The organism is Eggerthella sp. AM16-19 (assembly GCF_003474385.1).
Taxonomy (GTDB): domain Bacteria; phylum Actinomycetota; class Coriobacteriia; order Coriobacteriales; family Eggerthellaceae; genus Senegalimassilia.
Map to the genome: position 1 here is coordinate 88,519 of NZ_QUCY01000002.1, position 21,111 is coordinate 109,629.

Sequence of the window (21,111 nt, forward strand, 5' to 3'; positions counted from 1 at the left end):
TTACTCCCCCTTCTTCGCACACGCGGCCTCAACCTCGGGGATCATCTTGCGTCCCAGGTCGGTCAGCTGCCACGAGTGATCTTTCCAATGCAGCGCGTCGGTTTTCTCCAGCATGTCAATGAAGTGACCACCGAAGCGGCGCGGGCTTTTCACCACGTCGAACCCGTCCACCAGCGTTTCGATGTCGTCCTTCGAACGCGGCGCGGCATCCACGAAGTTCATGACCGCGCGGTATACCTCTAGGTACTTCACGTCGCGGTTGAACACCATGTCGCGGAACGCCGAACCATCAGTCATCTGGGCGAACACGGCGCTGCCGGCCTCGGTGGTGCGCCACGTGGGGTCAACGCGCTCCTTGATTTCCAGGTACTCAACGCCCTCGGCCGCGTCCTCGCGCTCTTCGGACGTTTCCGGCATCTCCAGCTCAAGCGCTCCGGCGCGCTCCAGCATACGGCACAGCGTGGTGGTGCCGTACACGGAACGGTTGTCGGCCTGCAGCGCGTCAACCTTTTCCGTAAGCTCGCTGTTCACGCAACCGCCTTCGCACCAACCCAGAATGGAAACCAGCACCGGGCGACGCGCCGGGTTGTGATCGAGCATAGCCAGCACGGCCTGCACGGCACCGCCCTGGCGCTCGGGGCTGTACACCGACTCGCGCTGCATGTCCTCGGGCATATTGCGCATGGTGGGATAGTCCACCGTATCAAGCGGGTTGTCGTCGTCCATGTCCTCCTGGTTGATTTCCAGATCGTCCACGGCCAGCGGGTCGAACTCGTCCTCTTCGTCCCACAAATCAGCAATTTGATTTTCGGCCATCGCAAATCCCCCTGTTCTACGTCGGGCCCCGGCGCGCGGCGCAGGGCCGGCCGGCGTTCACCTCGAACGCGCGGCCAATCGCCTGCGAACCACCAGGTCGCAGGCGTGTTTCCTCTTCGCTGCCGCCCATTATAGGAAGCGCGGGAAGCGGGCCATCATCCCGCAAACCCTAAAATGGCGAAGTTGTCGCCGCCAACGCGCCGCCCGGGACGCCGACGACATCATACGCGGGGGCTGATTCCATGTTTCCCCAGGTCACAGGCTTGTTAATCGGTTGCCTGAACGACCGTGCGCCCGTATACTGCAAACCACGTTGTCGAAAGCGGGGCTTCCATTCCTCGACTCTTACGAGAAGGGAGGCTCAAATGGCAAACGTATCTTGGGGCAAGAAGCTTCTTGCCATCGCGGTCGCGTGCTGCGCGTGCGCGATGATCGCCGTGCCGGCCTATGCGTTCTACTACGTCCACAGCGATGAGGGCGTCCAGGTGGAAAGCAAGGGCGTGCACGAGGTCACGTGCGTGCTGGACGAAACCGCCCAGGGCGGCGCTATCCGTAGCGAGCTGGTCATCGTTCCCGAGGGAAGCACGGTCAAGGACCTGCTGAACGAGGATGTCATGTCCAGCGAGAACCAGAACGGCCTTGAGGCCATTCACGACTACAACGCCACCAGCCTGGCCGATTACCTGGCCGGCAAGCAGTACACGGCAACCGTGTACGCCGCCGAGACCCAGAAGCCGGGCACGCAGACCACGCACGACGGTCAGGGCACCACGGGTGAAGACACCCAGCTCAGCCGTTACGACAACGTGGTCATCAAGGTGGCCTAGCGCCCGACGCGCATACGGGCCGGTCGGCCAGCCGGCCCGCGCGCGGCAAAACAGCGAACGCGGGCAGGCGCGGCAAGATCGATGGAACGCAGCTGCGAACGCGTGCGCAATCGAACCGACGGGCAGAACGCAGCGCGCACGGGGGCGAGCGAGGCCGGCGAACGCGCTCGGCCAGACCGATGGCGCTTGGCTGCACGAAGACGCCTCCAATGCGAAGCAGACACGCTCCCGCAGCATCATCCTCCTGGGATGATTTTTCCATTTCCGCAGTTCAATAGCCTGACTTTAGCAGGGTGACATCAAAATCACCCCATCAGTCGCGTGCATCATCCCCCCATCGCCCGGTATCATAGACGGCGAAGAGGATGCACAATACAATACCGGGAGGGGTTTGCGTATGGGGGTACGCGTTCCAAGGATCACGCTCAATGCCGACTTCGGCGACGAGAGCGCATTCGGCGAGCTGAGCTTGCTATCGGTCGGCTACGGCCTGCATCAGGCGTGGGTGTACGCCACCATGTTCGGCACCGCCTCGGTGTTCGGGCCCATGCCCTGCTTCCAAGGGCTCTACGGCAGCAGCGTCACCGTCCCCTACCTGATCTCAACCATCGTCTACGTATTCGCCATGCTGCTCATCGCAGCCACCGACCAGCGCTTCCTGAAGCTGTACACATCTCGCAAGCTGCTCTGCATCGGCGCCGCGCTTTCGTGCGTGGGCTCGCTGCTGCTCTTGACGGTTCCCTTCTTCGGAACCCCCTTGGCGGAAACGGCGTCCGGCATCATGACCGGCATCGGCTCCGCCATCCTCATCGTGTACTGGGGCACGGCGTTCGCCCGCACCGACAGCGCCTCGATCGTGCTGAACACCGCCATCGCCATCTCCATCGCCATCGGCCTGTTCGCGACCGTGCTGCACTATGCGCCCTTCCCCGTGTCCGCCATCGCGATCGCCTGCGTTCCGCTGCTTGAGCTGGCTATTCTGCTGAAGAAAACGCCCAAGCCCTTTCATGAGCGCGACGAGGTGCCCATCTTCAAACCGCTGCCCATCAACCGCGGCAGGTTCGTTGTGCGCTTCGGCGCCCCCGTGCTGGTGCTCGGCATCGCCCTGGGCATGCTGCGATCGAACTCGCTGCAGAACCTCGTGATGAAGACCAGCGTGGGCGCGCAGCCGATGCTGCTGCTGGCAGCCGGCTGCGCCACCGTGCTGGTGCTCGTGACCATCATGGCGCTCGGCGGCGGCGACCGCTGGAGCCGCTTCTTCCAGCCCCTCGTGCCGTTCATCGCCGTCACCGTGTTCATCATGCCCCTCGCGAGCACTGAGAACACGGCTCTGACCAGCGTGATCATGCTTGTGGGCTTCCTATGCTTCGAGTCGCTCATGTGGATCTTCTTCGCCGACCTGTCGCAACGCTTCCGCCTGTCGCCCATCTTCGTGTTCGGGCTCGGCCGCGCCATCCTGGCGATCGCCATCATGTTCGGCGCGCTCGTGCCCGTCGCCCTTGCAAGCTACGCGCACCTGCTGCCGTTCGGCGAGCAGGCACTGGTGGTTTTGCTGCTGCTCGTCATCGTGTTCGCCTATGCGCTGCTGCCCCGCGAGCGCGAGATCGAGTCGATCATCATGCCGTGCCCCCTGGTCAAAGCCGTGTCCGCCAGCTTCGAGCGCAAAGAGGAGTCCCAGCGCGCTGCCGGTTTGCGCAACTGCGGTGCCTCCAAGGGCATGGAGGCCCTCGAGCAGGGGGTGGCCGAGAGCGCCGAGCAGCGCGAACGGGCGACGGACGACCTGGCAGCAGAAGGCGAAGCATCCGTGCTGGCGGACGCTTCCTCGGCAGCCGTCACCGCGGCCGCTATCCGTGGGGAGGCCGAAGCGGCTTCTTGCGAAGTTCCCGCTTCAGCCGGCAACGCCGCCGCGGACCGCGCCGCGCGTGAAGGCGGCGAAGTCGCGATGGGCGCAGGGGCAGCTGGAAGCGCAGGCGAACCCGAAAGCGCGACGGTTGCGCAACCTGCCGGAACCACGAACGGGAACGACGACGCGGCGGACTCGACCGCAACGTCATCCGCCCTGCCCACCGCGCGCGAACGGCAAACAACCCACCCCGCACCCGCGGCGATTGCCGAAGCGCGCTTCGCGAAACCCAACGAGCCCGCACGCGGCGGCGGCCGCTTCCGCGGCAAGTGCGAGACGGTGGCGAACACGTTCCTCCTATCGCGCCGCGAGACCGAGATCCTATTCTTCCTGGCCAAGGGCCATAACGCGGCCTACATCCAGGAGAAACTCTACATCTCGGAGGGCACAGCCAAAACGCACATCCGCCACATCTACCGCAAGTGCGACGTCCACAGCCAGCAGGACCTCATGCGCATGGTGGAAAACGCCCAGCCGACGGAATAGCGGCGCAAGAGCAACGCGGGGCCAAGCCCGCCCGGCGCGAACGGCGCCCACCATCACTCGAAGCAAGTTCTGGGGGGTTTCGGAGGCCGAAAACGCTCAAACGGAGAACCTGGGCGTTCGCGACCTGGGGTTTTACTGAAAGATTGTGCTACGGCGCTCGAAAAACCGCCCAGAAGTCCAGAGACCACGGCGCGAAAAGCCCTCTTTTCCTGCAGAACAGCCCAGAACCAGTGCCCCACGTGCAAACGAGGGTTTCGGCAACGAACGCCCTCGGCGAGCACCGCTCCCGCGCCCTAGACCCCCTCCCCCGCTTTCCCGGCGCTTCACCTGGCGATTCCCCGCTTTCCCCGCTTACAATATAATGACGATTGCATAAAGGACGCCATCTCGCCATTATGTTTGTGGCATGATGGACCATCGGTAAATTCGCGGCTTATCGCCGCCATGATATGGAACAGCGTTGCAAGGAGCGGTAATGGGCATCTTCTCGAAGTTCGAAGGCAAAATGGAGGACACGTTCGAGGGCACGGCGGACAAGATGTTCGACGCCCCCATCTCCCCCGTTCAGATCGCCAAGAAGGCCGAAAAGCAGATGCGCCGCGAGAAGATGGTCGGCGCCGGCAAGCAGTACGCGCCCACGCTCTACACCGTGCTGGTCAACCCCGACGACGACCGCCGTCTGTTCGGCTACTACCCCACGCTCGCGGGTGAAACGGAAACCTACCTGGCCGCGAAGGCCTCCGAGCAGGGCCTGACCATGGACGGCCAGCCGCTCGTGCGCTTCATCGTCGACGAAGGCCTCAAGCACGGCAAGTTCGACGTCATCGCCGAAGCCGTCGCCGCGCCCATCATCTCCCAGCTGCGCAACGAGGAGATGGAGCGCTACGGCCTGGGCGGAGCGAACGCCGGCTACGGCGCTGCCGCCGCATACCCTGCGCAGCAGTTCGGCCGCGCAGGCGCAGCCATGCCCGACCAGCGCTTCAACCAGTACGACCAATATGACCAGCACGATCAATACGGTCAGTACGACCAATACGATCAGTACGGCAACCAGGGCTATCAGCAGATGCCCGCCGGAAACGGCTGGGAGGCCCAGGGCTATCAGGCTCCCGCGCAGGAATCCTGGGACCAGCCCGCTGCCGCCCCCGATTACGCTGCAGCGCAGCAAGCCGCGGCCGGTGCGGTCGACCAGTTCAACGCCTATGCCGCCGGTGCCGCCCCTGCAGCAGCCGCTGCCGGCTACGCTGCAGGTCAGGCTGCCGCTGCCGCCCCGCGACCCCAGGCCATGCCGCAGCAGGCGGCACCCCAGCAGGCTGCCAACACCGTGATGTTCGCCGGCGCCGGCGTGCCGGGCCAGCAGCCCGCCCAGCCGCAGCAGGCCTCCCGCGCCCGCCTGATCGACACGGCCGCCAACCGCGCCATCGACCTGGCAAGCGCCCGCGTCACGCTCGGCCGCGAGTCGCGCAACGACATCACCATCCCCGACATCAACGTGTCACGCACCCACGCCGAGATCTCCCTGAGCCCGCAGGGCGCATGGGTTATCACCGACCTGGGCTCCACCAACGGCACGTACGTCAACGGCCGCGCCGTCGCCAGCCAGCCGCTGAACGAGGGCGATCATATCGCCATGGGGTCCACGAACTTCGTCTTCACGTTGGCCTAAGCGAAAGCGAGAGGATTCCCCGTGATCGATTACGCGCTGCTTCTCATCCGCCTGCTGTTCGTCGCGCTGCTGTACCTGTTCCTGTTCGCCATCATGAAAACCGGCATCGGAGCGGTGCGCGGCCAGCGCAAACGCGAGCGCACGTGGAGCCTTTCGGTCGAAAAGGGTCCGAAGGAGCTGCGCGGCGTATCCATCGTGGTACGCGGCCCGGTCATCGTGGGCCGCAACCCCGGGGCCGACATCGTCATCGGCGCGGGCTACGTCTCCGGCAGGCATGCCCGGTTCAGCCTCATGGGGCAGAACCTGTTCGTGGAGGACCTGGGGTCCACCAATGGCACGGCCGTAAACGGCCAGTTCATCAACGAGCCCACCGCCTTGCGTAACGGGGACACCGTCAACGTGGGCGACGTGGCCATTCGCGTGAGGTTTGCATAATGTCCCGTGATAAACGTTCCTACCGCTCCACCCAACGCACGCGCAGAGGCGTCGTCACCACGTTCGGAAGCCGAACCGACGTCGGCTGCGTGCGCGACCACAACGAGGACAGCCTGGTGGTGGCCCCGCCGCTGTTCGCCGTCGCCGACGGCATGGGCGGCCACGCCGCAGGCGAGGTCGCTTCCGAGATAGCGGTGAACGTGCTGGCCGAGCTGGCCCCGAAGGACCTCGACGGCGCAGCCCTGGAGCACGCCGTCGAAGAAGCGAACCACGAGATCATCCGCGCGGCGCGCGACGGGCGCGGCCGCGAGGGCATGGGCACCACCCTTACCGCCTGCATGCTGGAAAACGAGCGCCTCATCATCGCGCAGGTCGGCGACTCACGCGCCTATCTGCTGCATCACGGCAAGCTGCAGCAGCTCACGCGCGACCACAGCCTTATGGCCGACATGATCGAGGCCGGCCAGCTCACCCCCGAAGAAGCGCGCCATCATCCGCAGCGCTCCGTCATCACGCGCGCGCTCGGGTCCGACCCCAACACGCGCCCCGATATGTACGAGATCAACGTCGAAACCGGCGACCGCCTGCTCGTGTGCTCCGACGGCCTGTCGTCCATGATCGAGGACGAGCAGATCGAAGCCGTCATGCGACGCGTGCCCGACCCGCAACGCTGCGCATCGCAACTGGTCAACGAGGCAATCGCCGCCGGCGGCCACGACAACGTCACCGTCATCGTCTCCAACGTCACCGGATTCGCCGAGAAGCGCCGCCGCAAGCTGGCGCGCAAGACGAAGTTCTCCGTGGCGCTGGTCCTCGTGCTGTTCCTGGCCATCCTGGGCGGCGGCGCGTGGGGCGTGCACACGTGGCTCCACACCACCGCGTACCTGGGCGAGGACAACGGCAAGGTTGCCGTCTACGAGGGCATCCCCGCCAATTTCCTGGGCATGCACTTATATAAGCAACAAGAAGTCACCGACGTGAGCGTCGACAGCCTGCAGCCGGGCACGGCCTCGCGCCTGCAGGAGGGCATCCGCGTCGACAACATGGACGCCGCGCATGACCTGGTGCAGCAATATCGCGACGAAGCGACTCAGCGCAGCAAGCCGGAAGGCTCCGAGCAGGCCGCATCCACGCAGGCAAGCGCCACCGCGACCACCAACGACGCCGCCGCGAACGCGCCGGCGGTCGCCTCGCAAAGCGGCACGGGAACGCAGAGGTAGCGCATCATGTCCCGTCGCAACATAGAACTCGTCCTTCTGCTGGTGGCGGCGCCGGTCGTGGCGCTGCTGTTCGTCATGATCGCCATCAACGAGGGCCAGCAGGTCAACGTCGATTCGCTCAGCGTGCCCATCGGCATCTTCGCCGCCTTCGTGGTGGCCCACCTTGCCGTGCGCAAGCTCGCACCCGGCGCTGACCCTGCCCTACTGCCCCTGGCGTTCGGCCTATCGGGCATCGGCATCGCCTTCATCACGCGCATCGCGCCGTTCACGGACGCGCCCAACATGGCGCAAGGCCAGGTGGTCTGGCTGTTCGTGGGTGTTGCCTGCATGATCGTGGTGCTGGCGCTGTTCCGCAACCTCGATAAGATCGCCAACTACAAATACACCCTCATGCTCGTGGGCATCCTTTTGCTGCTCTCGCCGATGGTCCCCGGCCTTGGCCAGGAGATCTACGGCAGCCGCATCTGGCTGCACATCGGCGGGTTCTCCTTCCAGCCCGGCGAGATCGCCAAGATCGTCATCGTGCTGTTCATGGCAAGTTATCTGGCCGAGAACCGCGAACTGCTGTCCGTGTTCACCGTGCGCATGGGCCCGTTCCACCTGCCCGACATCCGATCGCTGTTGCCGCTCCTGCTCATGTGGGGCGTGGCCATGGTCATCGTGGTCTTCGAAAAGGACCTGGGCAGCGCCATGGTGTTCTTCTTCGTGTTCCTGCTCATGCTCTACGTTGCAACGGGTAAGAAGTTCTACCTGGTGGTGGGCCTGGGTCTGATCACCGTGGGTGCACTTGCCGCCTATGCGGCATTCGGCCACGTTCAGGTACGCGTGAACACCTGGCTCGACCCGTTCTCCGATGCGCAGAACACCGGCTACCAGCTGTGCCAGGCGCTCTACTCCATCGCCGACGGCGACCTGTTCGGCGTCGGCCTGGGCAACGGCCTTGCGGGCGGCACCGACGCTTTCAACGCCATCCCCGTCGTGGAAAGCGACTTCATCTTCGCCGACATCGCCGAGGAGATCGGCCTTCTGGGCGCCGCCGGCGTGCTGCTGCTGTTCCTATGCTTCGCCATCCGCGGCTTCCTGACTGCGGCGCGCGCGAAGTCCGACGTGTCCAGCTTCGTGGCCGTGGGCCTGACGGGCATGATCGTGCTGCAGGCGTTCATCATCGTGGGCGGCGTCACGCGCCTCATCCCGCTGACCGGCCTCACCCTTCCCTTCATCAGCCAGGGCGGCTCCTCGCTTTTGGGCAGCTTCATCATCGTGGGCTTCCTGTTGCGCGCGGGCGACGAGGCCACGGGCGTGGGCACGGAGATGCTCAACGGCACCACCTCCAGCCTGCACTCCAACAGCGTGCTCGGCCGCATCAGCCTGGGCAAGCGCCTGACCAACGGCATGCTGCTGTGCAGCGCGCTGTTCGCCCTGCTGGTGGCGAACCTCACCATGATCATGGTGGTGCAGGCCGACTCGTACCAGACCATGCCGGGCAACAACCACACGCTCGCCAAGGAAGCGAAAAGCGAGCGCGGCACCATCTCCACCTACGACGGCATCGTGCTGGCGCGCAGCGCCGTGGACGACGACGGCAGCTACGAGCGAATCTATCCCGCCGGCGACCTGGCCACCCATGTGGTCGGCTACGTGTCGCAGCAGTACGGCACCTCGGGCATCGAGGCCTCGTACAACGAAACCCTGAAGGGCCAGGAGAGCTTCGCCAGCTGGACCGACGTGCTCAACGACATGGCGGGCGTGGGCACCGCCGGCAACGACGTCACGCTCACCATCAACTCGAAGATCCAGCAGGCTGCGCAGGACGCGCTTGCCGGCAACAAGGGCGCAGCGGTGGTCATGGACCCGAAGACCGGAGCCATCCTGGCGCTTGCCAGCGCGCCCACCTACGACGCCGCGGACTTCGAGCAGGAGATCGCCCAGGCGAACTCCGGCACGGCCGAGACCTCGCTGATCAACCGCGCCACGGGCACGCTGTACGCGCCCGGCTCCACGTTCAAGATGGTCACCTTGGCCACGGCGATCGAGGACGACGTGGCAAGCGAGTCCACCACGTTCTCGTCCCCGGGAACCATCACCATCGGCAACGCCACCGTGTCGAACTTCAACAAGACCAGCTACGGCACGCAAACGCTCGAGCAGGCCACATGGTGGTCGGCGAACACCGTCTACGGCCAGCTGGGCGTGCAGATGGGCGCCGATAAGCTGGTGGAGGGCGCCGAGCGCTTCGGGTTCAACCAGGACCTGGACTTCCCCATCGTCATGTACACGTCGCTTATGGCCGACCCGAGCGAGATGACCGAATGGGAGACCGCCTGGGCCGCCGCCGGCGAGCCGGTGAACCCCATGAACCACGAAAGCCCCGCCGGCCCGCAGGCCACCGTGCTGCAGATGGCCATGGTGGGAAGCGCCATCGCCAACGATGGCGTGGAAATGAAGCCCTACCTGGTGGACGGCGTGTACAACGCCAACGGCCAGCGCAGCTTCACGGCACAACCCGAGAAACTGCGCACCTCCATCAGCTCCGACACCGCAAAGCGCGTCCGCGATATCCTCAAGGGCGTTGTCAAGCAAGGCACCGGCACCGCCGCGCAGATCAACGGCGTGGAAGTGGCCGGCAAGACGGGCACGGCCGAGAAGGCCAACAGCAACGACAGCTGGTTCGTGGGCATGGCGCCCGCAGACAACGCCGGCGTAGTGGTTGCCGTGGTCATCGAGGACGGCGACGAAGGCGTGGGCACCCAGAAGGCTCATGACATCTTGCAAACAGCTTTGGAAGTTCAGGGGCTTATATAGAAAAAGTATGCTGAGCGGGGTACTATGGGTTTTACTCAAAATTCCGCCCAGCATGTGACCTAAAGGAGTTCAAACGTGACCGGAAACATGATCGGCAGGGTGTTCAACAACCGCTACCAAATCACCGAGCGCATCGGCATCGGCGGCATGGCCGAGGTGTACCGCGCACAAGACAACGTCTTGGGTCGTTTGGTGGCAGTGAAGGTCATGCTGCCCCAATATGCCGCAGATGAAAGCTTCACGCAGCGCTTCAAGCAAGAAGCCGCTAGCGCCGCCAACCTGCAAAGCCCCTACATCGTCAACGTGTACGACTGGGGCCAAGACGAGGGCACGTACTACATCGTCATGGAATACGTGCGCGGCTCCGACCTGAAGACCGCCATCAACCAGCGCGGCGCCATCAACCAGCGCAAGGTCGCCGAGATCGGCAGCCAGGTGTGTCAGGCGCTCTCCGTCGCCCACGGTCTCGACATCATTCATCGCGACATCAAGCCGCAAAACATCATGGTGCAGCCCGACGGCAACGTGAAGGTCATGGACTTCGGCATCGCACGCGCGAAGAACTCCACGAAGGAGCAGACCTCCAGCGTGCTGGGCACTGCACACTATATCTCCCCCGAGCAGGCGCAGGGCAAGGAGCTCACCGCCGCCAGCGACATCTACTCGCTCGGCATCGTGCTGTACGAATCCGCCACGGGCAAGCTGCCCTTCGACGGCCCCGATGCGGTCAGCGTCGCCATGAAGCAGGTTCAGGACGAGCCTGTGCCGCCGCGCGAGCTCAACCCTGAAATCGACCCCTCCCTTGAGGCCATCATCCTCAAGGCCATGTCGAAGAACCCCATGGAGCGCTTCGCAACCGCCAAGGACATGCGCTCTGCCCTGAACGATTACCTGGCCGGCCGGCCCGTTGCCCTGGGCGCGGGCTTCACCGGCGCGCAAACGCAGATCATGGGCAACGTGCCCAACATCGGCCCCATGCCCGACGGCACTGCGGTCATGCCCGCAGTGGGCGGCGCCAACCAGCACGGCGGCAGCTCGCAGAACCATTCCTATATGTCGGACAACACGGCGCCGAAGAAGAAGGGCAAGAAGGTTGCCGCTATAGTGGCCGCCGTCGCAGCCGTGGTCGCGCTTATCGCCATCGCCGCGTTCGCCTTGGGTGGAAACAGCGGTTCCGGCGAGCAGATCGAAGTCCCCGACGTCACCGGCCAGACGCTCGACCAGGCGAAGTCCGCCATCCAGTCCGCCGGCTTCAAGGTGGGCAACGTCACGCAGTCCTACTCCGACAGCGTCGATTCGGGCAAGGTTATCAGCCAGGACCCCGCGGCCAAGGCAAAGAAGGCGAAGGGCTCCACCATCAACCTGACCGTCTCGCAAGGCTCGCAAGAGATAGAGGTTCCCGACCTGGTCGGTAAAACCGCAGATGAGGCTAAGAAACTGCTGCAAGCCAACGGCTTGAAGTACAAGGCTGGTACCGCGGAATATTCCGACAGCGTTGAGAAGGACCGCATCGCGCGCCAGGACGTCGCCGCAGGTTCCAAGGTCGCCAAGGACACCGTGGTCACCTACTACCTGTCGCTCGGCTCCGAGGGCACCAGCGTGCCCGACGTCGTCGGGCAGACCCGCAGCAGCGCCACCGCAACCCTGAACAACGCCGGCTTCTACGTCACCGTCGACCAGCAGTACTCCGACACCGTCGAAGAGGGCCTCGTCATCAGCCAGACCCCGTCCAGCGGCAGCAAGCTCAAGGCCGAGGGCACCGTCAACATCGTGGTGTCGAAGGGCAAGGAGAGCAAGGCCGTGAGCGTTCCCAGCGTCGTCGGCCAATCCGAAGGCAGCGCCATGACCACGCTCAACAACGCAGGCTTTAAGGTGACCACCGAGTACCAGGCCAGCAGCTCCGTCTCCTCGGGCAACGTCATCAGCCAGACGCCCACCAGCGGCACCGAGCTCGATCCCGGCAAGACCGTGCACCTGGTCATCAGCACGGGCTCCGGCAGCTCCACCAACGGTGGCTCCGGCAACAACAACTCCACCAACGGCGGCTCCGGCAACAACAGCACGAACGGCGGCGGCTCCAGCTCCAACACCAACGGAGGCGGCAGTTCCAGCAACTAAAACCAACGGCAAGCGTCTCCCGTTTGCCTCATAAAGAAAGGACCCCGCTCGGGGTCCTTTCTTTATATCTGGGGCTGATCGCATGTAGCTTTCAGGTTTTTAGGGCGGAATGCGCGCCCAGGTGAGCACCGGCGCCCAGCATCGCTAATTGCAAAAAATTTGATATTGGCCGAAATTAGGTGTTGACTCATTGTCGATATACGCGCATAATAATCGTTGCTGTTTCGATGTGCGCCGTTACCTCAGCTGGATAGAGGGACTGACTACGAATCAGTACGTCGGGGGTTCGAATCCCTCACGGCGCACCATTTTACAGCGCGTTTGACAATGTGCGCCGTTACCTCAGCTGGATAGAGGGACTGACTACGAATCAGTACGTCGGGGGTTCGAATCCCTCACGGCGCACCATTTAGCTTGAAATTCCGCAATGGCTCCACCGAGCACATGCGGTTTTTTGTTTTGTAGGCCAAAGAAAGGAACCCTGTTGAAGGTTCGAAAACCGAAACCTCACAGTATGTAGCCTTCCTTCGACTCCTCCCTTACGCTGGCAGCCGAAGGAGCAGGCTGCAGCGCGCTCTCGTTTGACAGAAGCTTTACGTGCCCATAACGCCATTACCGCATGGCGGACGTAGCATTATCCGGCACCTGTAAAAGCCCCTGCCGAACGCGAGCATGGACAGCAAGGGAATTGATCATGCTCTATCTCTCTCAAATGCTGGGAAAACCGGTGGTCGACTGCACCGGTGAGAAAATCGGCACCGTATCTGACCTCGCCATCTCCACGGGCGAGGTGTTTCCGCGTATCACCAGCCTAGCCTTCCAAGGCCCGGGCAAGATACCGTTCATGATCTCATGGCGCAAGTACGTCGACGAATTCGACGACGACGGCCTCACCTTGCAGGTCGAAGCGCACGATATCCGCTTCAGCTATCTGCAGCCCGACGAGGTGCTGCTCGCACGCGATCTTATGAACCGCCAGATCGTCGACACGCAGGGCCTGAAGGTCGTGCGTGTAAACGACCTGAAGCTTTCCGTATCCGGCTCCCAGCTTCGCTTGCTTGGCGCCGAGGTGGGCGTCCGCGGCATCCTGCGCGGCCTAGCCCCTTGGATCGAGCGCTCGGTGGTCTCCGTCGCCAAGGTCTTTGGCAAGAAGATCGACGAGCAGATCATCGCGTGGAACTATATGGATCTGCTGGACCGCGACCTGTCCGAGGTGCAGCTATCCATCACCCATAAGCGCTTGGACGAGCTGCACCCCGCCGACGTCGCGGACATTTTGGAGCAGCTGGACCCGCAGCAGCGCGCAAACGTGTTCGAACACCTCGACGATGCCCAGGCAACCGAGGCCATCTCGGAGATGGAGGACGAATACCAGTCCGACTTCATCGAAAGCTTGGACAACAAGCAGGCCGCTAACGTGCTGGGCAACATGGACCCGGACGACGCAGCCGACATCGTGCGCGACCTGTCCTACGAGCGTGCCGAAACGCTCCTGCGCCTTATGGGCGTGGAAGACGCAACGGAGATCCGCCGCCTGCTCGGCTACAAGGACGGCACCGCCGGCGGCATGATGACCACGCAGTTCGTATCAGTCGCAGACACCGACACCGTCGGGCACGCCATCGAGGTGCTTCGCGAGCTTCCGGAGGACCATCCTTCCGTCCACTTCGTATACGTGCTGGATGAATACGACAAGCTCGTTGGCGTCTGTTCGCTGCGCACTTTGGTGCTCACCGATGATAAAACGCCCATGTCGAAGTGCATGTATGACGACCTGATCACCGCAACGCCGGATGAAACCGAAGAGGACGTCTCCGCCGACATCTTCAAGTACGACCTGACCGCCATGCCCGTCGTAGACGAGCGCGGCACGCTGCTTGGCATCGTCACCGTCGACGACGCCTGGGATGCCATCGAGGACGACGTCAGCAGCGACAAAACGAAGACTTCCGCTTGGAAGTGGGTAGGCATTGCGACCGGTGCCGTGATCTTCTTGATCCTCTACACCCTTGTCGTACTGCAAATCGCAGGATTCCATTGGAGGTAAGCCGTGGTTTTGAAGCAGAACGGCAAGACCGGGCGCATTGTCGACATCGATTCGCATAACCCGTTAGAGCGCAGCAGCTTCCACACCGGCGAGGCTACGCTGTCCGCCGAACAGCTTGCGGAAAAGCAGGCGCTCGAGCAAACCGGCGGCTCCAACAAACAGAAAAGCAAACTGCTGCTCATCTTGGCCGCCATGGGCCCGGGCATCGTCACGGCCATGGCCGGCAACGATGCCGGCGGCATCTCAACCTACTCGACCGTTGGCGCGCAGTTCGGGTTCGCCACGCTGTGGGTCATCCCTATCATGTGCGTGTTGCTCATCGTGGTGGAAATGACCGCCGCAAAGATGGGCGCCGTCACCGGCAAGGGGTTCGCCGCGCTCATCCGCGAATCCTTCGGCATCAGGCTCACGGCGCTAGCCATGCTCGCGCTGCTCATCGGCAACGTTTGCACCACGTTCTCCGAGTTTGCAGGCATCGCCTCGGGCATGGAGATGTTCGGCGTGTCGAAATACATCGCCGTGCCCGTCGCCGCGTTAGCCGTCTGGCTGCTCATCGTAGGAGGCAGCTACAAGCGCGTGGAGAAGGTGTTCCTCATCTTGTCGCTGGTGTTCCTCACCTACGTGATCGCGGCATTCTTGGCGCAGCCGAACTGGGAGGATGCGGCTATCAACACCATCGTTCCCCATGTGGTGTACCAGCAAAGCTTCGTTTCACTGGTCATATCCATGATCGGCACCACCATTGCGCCCTGGATGATGTTCTTCAACCAGAGCAACGTGGTTGAGAAGGGTATCAAACCCGACGAGCTGTTCACACAGAAGGTCGACGTGGTCTCCGGCACCGTGTCTGCTTGCTTGGTCGCGTGGTTCATCATCGTCACCACGGGCACTGTGCTGTATCCGCAGGGAATCGTCATCAGCGACGCCGCCGACGCGGCTGCCGCGCTGGCGCCGTTCGCGGGCAAATATGCCGAGGCCCTGTTCGCCATCGGCCTGATCGCCGCATCATTCTTGGCCGCATGCGTGCTTCCGCTGACCACGGCATTCGTCATCTGCGAGGCATTCGGCTGGGAGGCCGGCGTGTCCTTCAAGTGGAAGGAAGCGCCGCTGTTCAAGAGCATCTTCACGTTCGTCATCGCGTTCTCGGCCGTGATCGTGCTCATTCCGAACATCGACCTCATGGGCGTCATGCTCATGGCTCAGTTCATCAACGGCCTGGTGCTGCCGGTGCTGCTGGTGTTCATGGCGCTGATCTCGTCGGATAAGCGCGTCATGGGCAAGTTCAAGTCCGGCCGCGTGACGAAGGTGCTCATCTGGGTCACCGTAGGCATCGTCTCCGTGCTCACCGCGATTCTGCTCGTTATGCAGGTGTTCGGAATCGGGTAGAACCGGAAGCGGTGTCGGATTCTTTGCCGTGGATGCGTTCGATCATATTCTGAAGGGTGATTGAGGACATGTACTCCTCCATTTCGCGTTCGACCGCGGAACATGCAGCAGTGATGTCCTGCAGCAGATCGCTCGCATCCTCCGCTTCCTTGCGCTCCGAACGCAGACGGTCGTTCTGCAGCGCGTTGAAGATGTCGAGCATGCTGATTTCGGAAGCGTCCTTCGCAAGGCTATAGCCGCCGTTTTTGCCTGGGCGCGCATGGATGATCCCGGCGTTGCGCAGCAGCTGCGCCAACTGGATCAGATAATCGCGCGGAATGGACATCTCATCGGCCACCTCGCGAGACGAGCATATCGAGCCCTTTTCCGCTAGATACAGCACCGCACGCATCCCATATTCGACCGAAGCCTTGAAGTGCACCGTTTCCCTCGTTCCTATTTCGTGTTCGATGCTCCAAACAGGGACGGACGATGTACACCTTCCCTGTTTTCTTCGTCAACGAAATCCCTGGTCATCTGCTATAGAGGCTTTCGCAAACGCAATGAAGCCCAGTGCATCGCGATTCCGCGCCCATGCTCGGGCGGTGAAGCGAAGCCTGCCGGAGCCTCAGCTGTACTGCGAAGCGATGCGCGCCAGGTCCCCAGCTGCACCGTGAAGCGCCGCCTGTCAGGGCCTCATCTGGGTGCGCCGCCGCCTCGTTTCCCCGTTGTTGCCATAGCCATCGCCAGACCCAACGAGTATGCTTACATACTAGCGCAAGCGATAAACCTCTACTTTATTGCTATGCTTTTTCACACGATGCTGAGATTTCGTCCATTTTCAAGGAATATGATATGACTTTGAAACAAGATACGCGGGCTTCGGTCCTCGCCCGACGCAAGCAGATCCCTTCCGCCTTGCGCGAGGAGAAGAGCCGTCTGATTTGCGAGCGATTCCTTGCCGAAATAGACAACCGAATTGCTGGCGAAACACCCTCATGCGCTTCCGTCAAGCAGCTGCGCATCGCCGCTTACGAGCCCATGACCAGCGAAGTCGATGTACACCCTCTGCTATTTGCGACATACGAACGCGACTGGGAGGTGTTTCTGCCCTGCATGGCCAAGGACGCTCCAGATGCGCCTGCGCACATGGTGTTCTTCCCTATCGAGCAGAACCACCTGACCGAACAGCGGCCCGCCTTCCTCGACCACCCCGCTCGCCCTTACCTGCTTGACGACCTGCATGCCCAAGGCTGGCGGGAAGCCGATGAGCAGCTGTTCGACGTCGCCGTCATCCCCCTGGTGGCCTTTGACAGCAGCCTCATGCGCCTCGGGTACGGCGGCGGGAATTACGACCGGTTCCTCCCCAAACTGCGTGATGACTGCTTCGTAGCCGGTGTGGCATTCGAAGAGCAGCGCGTCGACCGCGTGCCCACCGAACCTCACGACCTCCCCCTTCCCCGCATCTTCTCGGCATAACGCGGACGCGGGCAAAATGGCAATATGGCGCGGAAAGGAACGGACGGCAATAGCATTGGTAGGCCGCTACATCTTCTAGGGATGCCCGCTAGCAAGGACGAGCACCTTGCGCACCCGAAAACAAGGCTGAATCAGCAGGCCTTCTGGTGAAGTCAAACCCCGCGCTTTTTCCGAAAATAGCTGTTCAGTAAAAGAGAGAGGGCCCCGAATGGAGCCCTCTCTCTTCGCATTCTTGCCACTTTTGCGGCTTGCGCCGCGCATCGGCGTTTATTTCTTCATGCCGATGTTGGACTTGTGCAGGATCTTCACCGCAACCACGATGAGCACCGCGCCCAGCACCAGGGAAATCCAGGGATTGCCCGTGAAGCCGGCGACGATGTAGCACACGAAGCAGACGAGCATAACGGTGGTCGCGTACGGCAGCTGCGTAGCCACGTGACGCAGGTGGTTGCACTTCGCGCCCGCGGACGACAGGATGGTGGTGTCCGAGATCGGCGAGATATGGTCGCCATACACGGCACCTGCCAGCGTTGCGCCCACGGCAACCAGGAACAGCGGATCGCCCTCGTTGAACACGCCGACGACGATGGGCAGGATCAGCGCAATGGTGCCCCAGCTCGTACCCATGGCGAAGCCGATGAAGCCGGCCACCAGGAAGATGATGCACGGCAGGATGGCCAAGCTCACACCCAGGCTGTTCAGGAAGCTGCTCACAAAGTCGCCCGTGCCGAGCATGTAACGGCAGCAACCGCCCAAGCTCCATGCCAGCACCAGGATCATGATGGCGCCGACCATGGAGCGCACGCCCTCGGAAATGCTCTCCACGAAACCGCTCAGCGTGGTCAGGCCGCGCGGTAGGAACATGGCGCCGGCAACGCACAGGGCCACCGTAGCGCCGATGCACAGGCCGCCGACCGGGTTCTCGCCGACAGCGGTGGCGAAGTCGACGCCCTCGAAAAAGCCGCCCGTATACATCATGCCTAGGATCGAGAAGAAGATCAGCACCAGGATAGGCACGATCAGGTCGTAGACCTTGCCCTTCTCGGAAATGTCAAGGCCCTTGTACTCGTCGATGGCAGCCGATGCGGACTGCTCGATATCGGCCTGCTCGGTCACGACCGACTCCAGGTTCGTATGGTCGTCGGGATCGGCTTCAGCCTGATCGGAAAGGCCCATGGTGGACAGCTTCTCCAACAGCTTGCCGCCCTCGGCAGCAGCGTCCTCGGAGGTCTTCGCCTCCGCCTCAGCAGCGCGCATCGGACCGTAATCGTTCTTGTTCGTGATCAGCATGAAGAACACGAAGAAGATGGTGAGCAGCGCATAGAAGTTGTACGGGATGGACTGCACGAACGTGGTGAAGCCGTCGTCTCCCAGGTAACCGCCGACCGCAACGGCCCACGAGGACACCGGCGCGATGATGCAGACCGGGGCTGCCGTGGAGTCGATGATCCAGGCCAGCTTCTCATGGCTGACATGGAAGCGATCGGTCACGGGGCGCATGACCGCGCCGACCGTCAAGCAGTTGAAGTAGTCGTCGACGAAGATGATGATGCCCAGCAAGCCGGTGAGCACCTGCGCGGCGCGCGCGTTCTTGATATGGGTGGACACCCACTCGGCATAAGCGCGGCTGCCGCCCGCCGTGGCGATGACCACGGTCAGCGCGCCCAACAACGCAAGGAACAACAGCAACGCCCCGTTATCGGCGATTTGCAGCGCCATCGCGTTCGGCACGTCGGTGAATGCCGTGACCAGCTGATCGACGCCGACACCGTTGAGGGTGAACTGGTAGATGACCATGCCGACGAACACGCCGATGGTCAGCGACGAATACACCTCTTTGGTGATGAGCGCCAGAGCCAACGCCAGCAACGGCGGCACGATGGACCAAGCGCCGGTGCTGATAAGCTCGAAAGCCTCTTCCATTTCCCTTCCCTTTCTCCATAAGGTCCTCAAAGTCCATTGCGAATCAGTATACAAGCGCAACGGTCGAACCGCACTAGGATTCCGCCGGAGGGGTTTCACGTGAAACAAAAGGAATAGGTTGTCGGGAGGCGGGTTCTCCGCCCGATCGAGCGGCAGACCGGTATACCGAAAGGGGACACTTTGAGCAGTGCGGAGCCCACATCGAAGAAGGCGTTTCGCGCAACGGAACCCTCGCTGAACCACATCGCCTTATGCACTGGCTGGCGGATACGGAACCCCGGACGTCGAACTCAACTATATATATAGGAAGAGGCAGACGATAGGCTTCGTCCGCCTCTTCCTTGAAGGCACTCGGTTTTGCGCGATTCGCTAACCCATAACGGCAAACCGTAATCGAAAGGCTATTCCGCGCCCTTGCGCTCCGCGGCCAACTCGTGTTGGTATTCGCGGTCGATGGCGCCCTCGGGACTGGGTGGGTTCACCTCGAAGGGAACGGACTTGGTGAACAGGCTGACCACCGGCACGATGATCAGCGACAACAGCATGGCCAAGGCGCCACAGTTGATGGGGCTGGAGATCAGCGGCGTACCCATCAGCGTGAGCACCATGTTGCCGCTGGTCAGGCACACGCCCACGATGAAGCTGCACCACACGGCCGCTTTGGAGATGCGCCCGGAGTACAGGCCCCAAAGGAATGGGCCGAGGAACGCGCCGGCCAGCGCACCCCAGGAGATGCCCATAAGCTGCGCGATGAACGTGATGGAGGAGTTGTACTGCACCAACGCCAGCGCCGCGGACACGATGATGAACACCACGATAAGGACGCGCATCCAGCCGAGCTTGCTCTGCTCGCTCATCTTCTTCACCACGTTGCCCTGCAGAAGATCGAGCGTCAGCGTGGAGGACGAGGTCAGAACCAGCGAGGACAGCGTGGACATGCTGGCGGACAGCACGAGCACGATCACGATGCCGATGAGGATATCGGGCAAGGTGGACAGCATGGTCGGGATGATGGAGTCGTACACCGGGATGCCGGTGGGACCGATCTCGATCTTGTCGGCGTACAGACGGCCGAAACCACCCAAGAAGTAGCTGCCGCCGGCAACCACGAACGCGAACAGCGTGGAGATGATGGCGCCCTGCTTCACCGCCGGGCCGGACTTGATAGCGTAGAACTTCTGCACCATCTGCGGCAAACCCCAGGTACCAAGGCTGGTCAGCACCACCACGCCGAGCAGGTTGAACAGGTCGGGGCCGAACATGCTGACGAACGGGCCGGCCATCTGCGAACCTTCGGCCGGGATCTGCGACAGCGTGGTGATCGCCTCGCTGAAGCCGCCGTTGTTCAGGATGACCGCCGCGATGACCGCGACGATGCCGAACAGCATGACGATGCCCTGCAGGAAGTCGTTCATAACGGTTGCCATGTAACCGCCCAAAACCACGTATAGGCACGTGATGACGGCCATGCCGATGACGCACACCTCGTAAGGAAGGCCGAACGCCATGCCGAACAGGCGGGACAGGCCGTTGTACACGCTTGCGGTGTACGGGATCAGGAACACGAAGATGATCGCCGCGCTGGCAATGCGCAGGCCCTTGGACTTGAAGCGCTTGCCGAAGAACTCGGGCATGGTGGTGGCGCCCAGGCGATGCGTCATCTCACGCGTGCGCGGACCGAGCACCCACCAGGCCAAAAGACTACCGAGGATGGCGTTGCCGATGCCGGCCCACACGGCGGCGATGCCGTATTTCCAACCGAACTGGCCGGCATAGCCGACGAACACCACGGCGGAGAAGTAGCTGGTGCCGTATGCGAAAGCGCTCATCCAAGGGCCGACGTTGCGCCCGCCTAGAACGAAACCGTCGACGCTTGTGGTGGTGCGGCGGCAGTACAAGCCGACGCCAACCGCCACGCCGACGAAAATCAAAACCATGCAGATTTTTGCGACCATGATCGTTCCTTTACCGATCGATATCGTGTAGACCGTGAAATCTTCCCTGTTCGGAAAGCAGCTGCCCCT

The 21,111-nt window shown here is 62.6% G+C and carries 14 protein-coding genes and 2 tRNA genes; 12 read left to right on the forward strand and 4 right to left on the reverse strand.

Annotated elements, in window-relative coordinates; genetic code table 11:
- Positions 1-816, reverse strand: coding sequence for a hypothetical protein (locus tag DW178_RS01585; protein WP_118349381.1), 816 nt, complete (start codon positions 814-816; stop codon positions 1-3).
- A 365-nt stretch (positions 817-1,181) separates the two neighbouring features.
- Between DW178_RS01585 and DW178_RS01590 the strand changes: the two genes are divergently transcribed.
- The 11 genes from DW178_RS01590 (at position 1,182) to DW178_RS01640 (ending at position 15,706) form a co-directional block, all read left to right on the forward strand.
- On the forward strand, positions 1,182-1,643 hold the full coding sequence (locus DW178_RS01590) for a hypothetical protein (RefSeq protein WP_118349382.1): 462 nt from the start codon (positions 1,182-1,184) through the stop codon (positions 1,641-1,643).
- A gap of 397 nt (positions 1,644-2,040) precedes the next feature.
- Positions 2,041-4,032 carry a LuxR family transcriptional regulator gene (locus tag DW178_RS01595; protein ID WP_118349383.1) on the forward strand — a complete coding sequence of 664 codons (1,992 nt, stop codon included), beginning with the start codon at positions 2,041-2,043 and terminating at the stop codon, positions 4,030-4,032.
- Positions 4,033-4,507: 475 nt separating this feature from the next.
- Entirely contained in the window at positions 4,508-5,698 is a 1,191-nt protein-coding gene (locus DW178_RS01600; protein WP_118349384.1) for an FHA domain-containing protein, read from the forward strand.
- 21 nt (positions 5,699-5,719) lie between these two features.
- The gene (locus DW178_RS01605) at positions 5,720-6,133 is read left to right on the forward strand and encodes an FHA domain-containing protein (RefSeq protein ID WP_042432199.1); all 414 of its coding nucleotides are present in this window, start codon (positions 5,720-5,722) and stop codon (positions 6,131-6,133) included.
- Positions 6,133-7,353, forward strand: a complete 1,221-nt coding sequence (locus tag DW178_RS01610; protein WP_118349385.1) for a Stp1/IreP family PP2C-type Ser/Thr phosphatase — start codon at positions 6,133-6,135, stop codon at positions 7,351-7,353. The genes DW178_RS01605 and DW178_RS01610 overlap by 1 nt, the downstream gene beginning before the upstream one ends.
- Before the next feature lie 6 nt (positions 7,354-7,359).
- The gene (locus tag DW178_RS01615; RefSeq protein WP_118349386.1) at positions 7,360-10,155 is read left to right on the forward strand and encodes an FtsW/RodA/SpoVE family cell cycle protein; all 2,796 of its coding nucleotides are present in this window, start codon (positions 7,360-7,362) and stop codon (positions 10,153-10,155) included.
- Positions 10,156-10,242: 87 nt separating this feature from the next.
- Positions 10,243-12,273 carry a Stk1 family PASTA domain-containing Ser/Thr kinase gene (gene pknB, locus DW178_RS01620; protein ID WP_118349445.1) on the forward strand — a complete coding sequence of 677 codons (2,031 nt, stop codon included), beginning with the start codon at positions 10,243-10,245 and terminating at the stop codon, positions 12,271-12,273.
- A gap of 231 nt (positions 12,274-12,504) precedes the next feature.
- Positions 12,505-12,581: transfer RNA gene (locus DW178_RS01625), tRNA-Arg, on the forward strand.
- A 23-nt stretch (positions 12,582-12,604) separates the two neighbouring features.
- Positions 12,605-12,681 (forward strand) — tRNA-Arg (locus DW178_RS01630).
- A 286-nt stretch (positions 12,682-12,967) separates the two neighbouring features.
- Positions 12,968-14,320, forward strand: a complete 1,353-nt coding sequence (locus tag DW178_RS01635; protein ID WP_118349387.1) for a magnesium transporter MgtE N-terminal domain-containing protein — start codon at positions 12,968-12,970, stop codon at positions 14,318-14,320.
- 3 nt (positions 14,321-14,323) lie between these two features.
- Positions 14,324-15,706, forward strand: a complete 1,383-nt coding sequence (locus tag DW178_RS01640; RefSeq protein ID WP_286168455.1) for an NRAMP family divalent metal transporter — start codon at positions 14,324-14,326, stop codon at positions 15,704-15,706.
- Here the strand turns inward: DW178_RS01640 and DW178_RS01645 are convergent.
- Positions 15,681-16,127: an Rrf2 family transcriptional regulator gene (locus DW178_RS01645; RefSeq protein WP_118349388.1), complete on the reverse strand. Its 447-nt coding sequence runs from the start codon at positions 16,125-16,127 to the stop codon at positions 15,681-15,683. The two genes, DW178_RS01640 and DW178_RS01645, sit on opposite strands and share 26 nt — an antisense overlap.
- Positions 16,128-16,540: 413 nt before the next feature.
- Here DW178_RS01645 and DW178_RS01650 point away from each other — a divergent pair, with 413 nt between their 5' ends.
- Positions 16,541-17,164, forward strand: coding sequence for a 5-formyltetrahydrofolate cyclo-ligase (locus tag DW178_RS01650; RefSeq protein WP_118349389.1), 624 nt, complete (start codon positions 16,541-16,543; stop codon positions 17,162-17,164).
- Positions 17,165-17,431: 267 nt separating this feature from the next.
- On the opposite strand, the gene DW178_RS01655 is transcribed toward DW178_RS01650, so the two are convergent.
- Complete coding sequence (locus tag DW178_RS01655) at positions 17,432-19,087, reverse strand: Na+/H+ antiporter NhaC family protein (protein WP_118349390.1); 1,656 nt, start codon at positions 19,085-19,087, stop codon at positions 17,432-17,434.
- 401 nt (positions 19,088-19,488) lie between these two features.
- Complete coding sequence (locus tag DW178_RS01660; protein WP_118349391.1) at positions 19,489-21,042, reverse strand: sodium:solute symporter family protein; 1,554 nt, start codon at positions 21,040-21,042, stop codon at positions 19,489-19,491.
- Positions 21,043-21,111: the final 69 nt, after the last annotated feature.